Here is a 3202-nt window from a genome sequence, read left to right as displayed (position 1 = left end):
TGCGTTTGCGTCAGTATCAACATGGCTGCAAAAATGCACTGATCTTGCGTGGGGTTGGGTCATTGCAGAGCCGTCGTCGATAAACTCTATCGACGACGGCCGCCGATGAGGAAGGATATCGGGCGTTTCGCGTCACGGCTCTGTCGGCGGTGTCGCATTGCGTCCTGCGAAATCTGATTTCGGCACAGGAAGTGCCGCAATCAACACCTCGAGCGGTGATCACGGTGAGAGCGGGACCGTTTATCCGAGCGGAGATGGCGACGGGCGATGTGATCCTGGCGCGGAACGTAACCGCGATTGAACAGGCTTCGGATTGAGGCGGTTTCCACGCAGGGTGGCTACCGAGTGTTGGGTCGAGTTGATACGGGCCGCGCAGATGATCCGTTTGTAATCAACGCAAGACCGCTTCCTAAGGCAGCCGCGAACGGGTAACCTTGGTCTATGGCTGACCTTTTCGATCAAACCCCCACGCAGCAAGGCAATGGCCCGCGTCCACTCGCGGACCGCTTGCGCCCGCGCAAACTGGCTGAGGTGGTGGGGCAGGGCAAAGTCCTGTCGCCAGAGGGGCCGTTGGGCGCGATGCTGACGGCGGGATCGCTGTCGTCGCTGGTGTTCTGGGGGCCGCCGGGGGTTGGCAAGACCACCATTGCGCGGCTGCTGGCAGATGAAACCGATTTGTCATTTGTCCAGATTTCCGCAATTTTCACCGGCGTTCCCGATCTGCGCAAAGTTTTTGAAGCAGCGCGCATCCGACGGCAGAACGGCAAAGGCACGCTGTTGTTCGTGGATGAGATTCACCGTTTCAACAAGGCGCAGCAAGATGGGTTTCTGCCGTATATGGAGGATGGCACCATCCTTTTGGTCGGTGCGACCACCGAAAACCCCAGCTTTGAATTGAACGCCGCGTTGCTATCCCGCTCTCAGGTGATCGTGCTGGAACGTCTGACCTTGGCCGATCTGGAGCTTTTGGCGCAGCGCGCGGAGAAGGAGTTGGGACGCGCCTTGCCGTTGAAGGGAGAGGCGCGCGAGGCGATGCTGGAAATGGCCGATGGCGACGGCCGGGCGCTGTTGAACCTGATTGAGCAGGTCGCGGCATGGAAGGTTGAAGAACATCTGACGCGCGACCAACTTGCGACCCGCCTGATGCGCCGCGCGGCGAAATACGACAAATCGGGCGAGGAACATTACAACCTCATTTCTGCCCTGCACAAATCGGTGCGCGGGTCCGATCCGGATGCCGCCCTTTACTGGTTCGCGCGGATGCTCGAAGGCGGTGAAGACCCGCGCTTTCTCGCGCGCCGGATCACGAGGATGGCGGTGGAGGATATCGGCCTTGCCGACCCCGAGGCGCAGCGGATTTGCCTTGAGGGCTGGCAAACCTATGAACGGCTTGGCAGCCCGGAGGGGGAGTTGGCACTGGCGCAGGCGGTGGTCTATCTGGCGCTCGCCCCGAAATCCAACGGGGTTTATGTTGCCTATAAGGCGGCGCGTGCGGCCGCCAAACAAACCGGGTCGGAGCCACCGCCCAAGCATATCCTGAACGCGCCGACAAAGATGATGAAGGAGATTGGCTATGGCGCGGGTTACGCCTATGACCACGACGCCGAAGATGGCTTTTCCGGGCAGAACTATTTCCCGGATACGATGAAGCGGCCCGTCTGGTACGCACCGCCCGAACGTGGGTTTGAGCGGGAGTTGAAAAAGCGTATTGATTATTTTGCCAAGCTGCGCGCCAAGCGGCATTCGGAATAGGGGGCGCCGTGGTGGTTGACAAAACCACCCCTTCGGCACAGATAGCGGCGATGATCACAACACTTCTTCAAGTCGCGCTTGGGGGCGCAATCGGGGCGTCGGGTCGCTATCTGTCCAATGTTGCGGTGATGCGCATGATTGGGCCGGGCTTTCCCTATGGCACGCTGTTTGTGAACATCGTCGGTTCGTTCCTGATGGGGGTGCTGGTAGTGGTGCTGGCGGAAAAGGGTGGCGCGCGCCTGGCGCCCTTCCTGATGACCGGAGTTCTGGGCGGCTTCACGACGTTTTCAGCCTTTTCGCTGGATGTGTTCACCATCTGGGAACGTGGGCAGATTGGCACCGCCGGGGCTTATGTTGCAGGTTCGGTTCTTCTGTCCATCGCCGCATTGGTCGCCGGCGCTTTGGCGACGCGTGGGGTGTTGGCATGAAGGATGCAGTGAAACTTCTGACCGTCTCGGTTGATGAGGGGGAGCAGCGGCTGGACCGTTGGTTCAAGCGCCGGTTTCCGCAGTTGACGCAAGGCGCTGTTGAAAAGATGTGCCGCACCGGCCAGGTCCGCGTTGATGGCGGCAGGGCAAAAGCCGCAGACCGAGTCGCGCCGGGGATGGAAATCCGGGTGCCGCCACTGCCAACCGGCGACGCACCCTCGCGCCCGCTGCGGGATGGGGTTTCGGCGGCCGATACCAAGATGATCATGGATTGCGTGGTCTTCAGGGACGAACACCTGATCATCATCAACAAGCCGCCGGGCTTGCCAAGTCAAGGTGGCTCCGGCCAAGGGGACCGCCATGTTGACGGCCTGACCGAGGCGTTGAAATTTGGTTACAAGGACCGCCCGAAGCTGGTGCATCGCTTGGATAAGGACACCTCTGGCCTGCTGATGCTGGCGCGGACTGACCGCGTGGCGCGGGCGCTGTCAGAGGCATTGCGCCATCGCAATACCCGCAAGATCTATTGGGCGGCGGTGGCGGGCGTGCCGAACCCGCGCAAGGGGTCGATCAAATACGGGCTGATGAAGGCGCCGGGCCGGGGCCGGGGCGGTGAGGGGGAAAAGATGCTCTGCATCCACCCCGCCAAGATGGCCGACCACCCGGAAGCCAAGCGCGCCCAGACCGATTTTTTCGTCCTGTGGTTTCTGGGCAGCCGCCTGTCATGGATGGCGCTGGAACCGGTTACCGGGCGCACCCACCAGCTTCGCGCCCATATGGCAGAGCTTGGTCACCCGATTCTGGGGGACGGCAAATATGGCGGCTCGGGGTCGGAAAACCTTGGCGACGGCTGGGGTGCCTCGATCGGCGGTGAGGTCAGCCGCAAGTTGCATCTGCACGCCCGCTTTCTGACCATTGAGCACCCCATTACCAAGGCGATGATGACCTTCACCGCCCCACTGCCCGACCACATGGCACAGACCTGGAAAGCGCTCGACTGGGGCGTGAACGACGTGCCCGCC

The 3202-nt window shown here is 61.5% G+C and carries 3 protein-coding genes; all 3 read left to right on the top strand.

The window, feature by feature from the left end; all coding sequences use genetic code 11:
- The first annotated feature begins 441 nt into the window (after positions 1-441).
- On the top strand, positions 442-1752 hold the full coding sequence (locus L0H65_RS17085) for a replication-associated recombination protein A (RefSeq protein WP_301460429.1): 1311 nt from the start codon (positions 442-444) through the stop codon (positions 1750-1752).
- Between the two features lie 50 nt (positions 1753-1802).
- Positions 1803-2180 (top strand): fluoride efflux transporter CrcB, encoded by a 378-nt coding sequence (gene crcB, locus L0H65_RS17080; protein ID WP_301460430.1) that lies wholly within the window; start codon positions 1803-1805, stop codon positions 2178-2180.
- Positions 2177-3202: RluA family pseudouridine synthase (locus L0H65_RS17075; protein WP_301460428.1), on the top strand; the 1026-nt coding region annotated here is incomplete at its 3' end. The genes crcB and L0H65_RS17075, both read left to right, overlap by 4 nt.

The sequence above is a fragment of the Pseudorhodobacter sp. genome (assembly GCF_030452865.1).
Taxonomy (GTDB): domain Bacteria; phylum Pseudomonadota; class Alphaproteobacteria; order Rhodobacterales; family Rhodobacteraceae; genus Pseudorhodobacter.
Note: the sequence above shows the minus strand (reverse complement) of the source record. Positions and strands in the feature narration are given on the sequence as shown.

What these genes read in the sequence shown, in the direction of transcription:
- L0H65_RS17085 (WP_301460429.1), top strand. Translation starts at nt 442, where the DNA reads ATGGCTGACCTTTTCGATCAAACCCCCACGCAGCAAGGCAATGGCCCG.
- crcB (WP_301460430.1), top strand. Translation starts at nt 1,803, where the DNA reads ATGATCACAACACTTCTTCAAGTCGCGCTTGGGGGCGCAATCGGGGCG.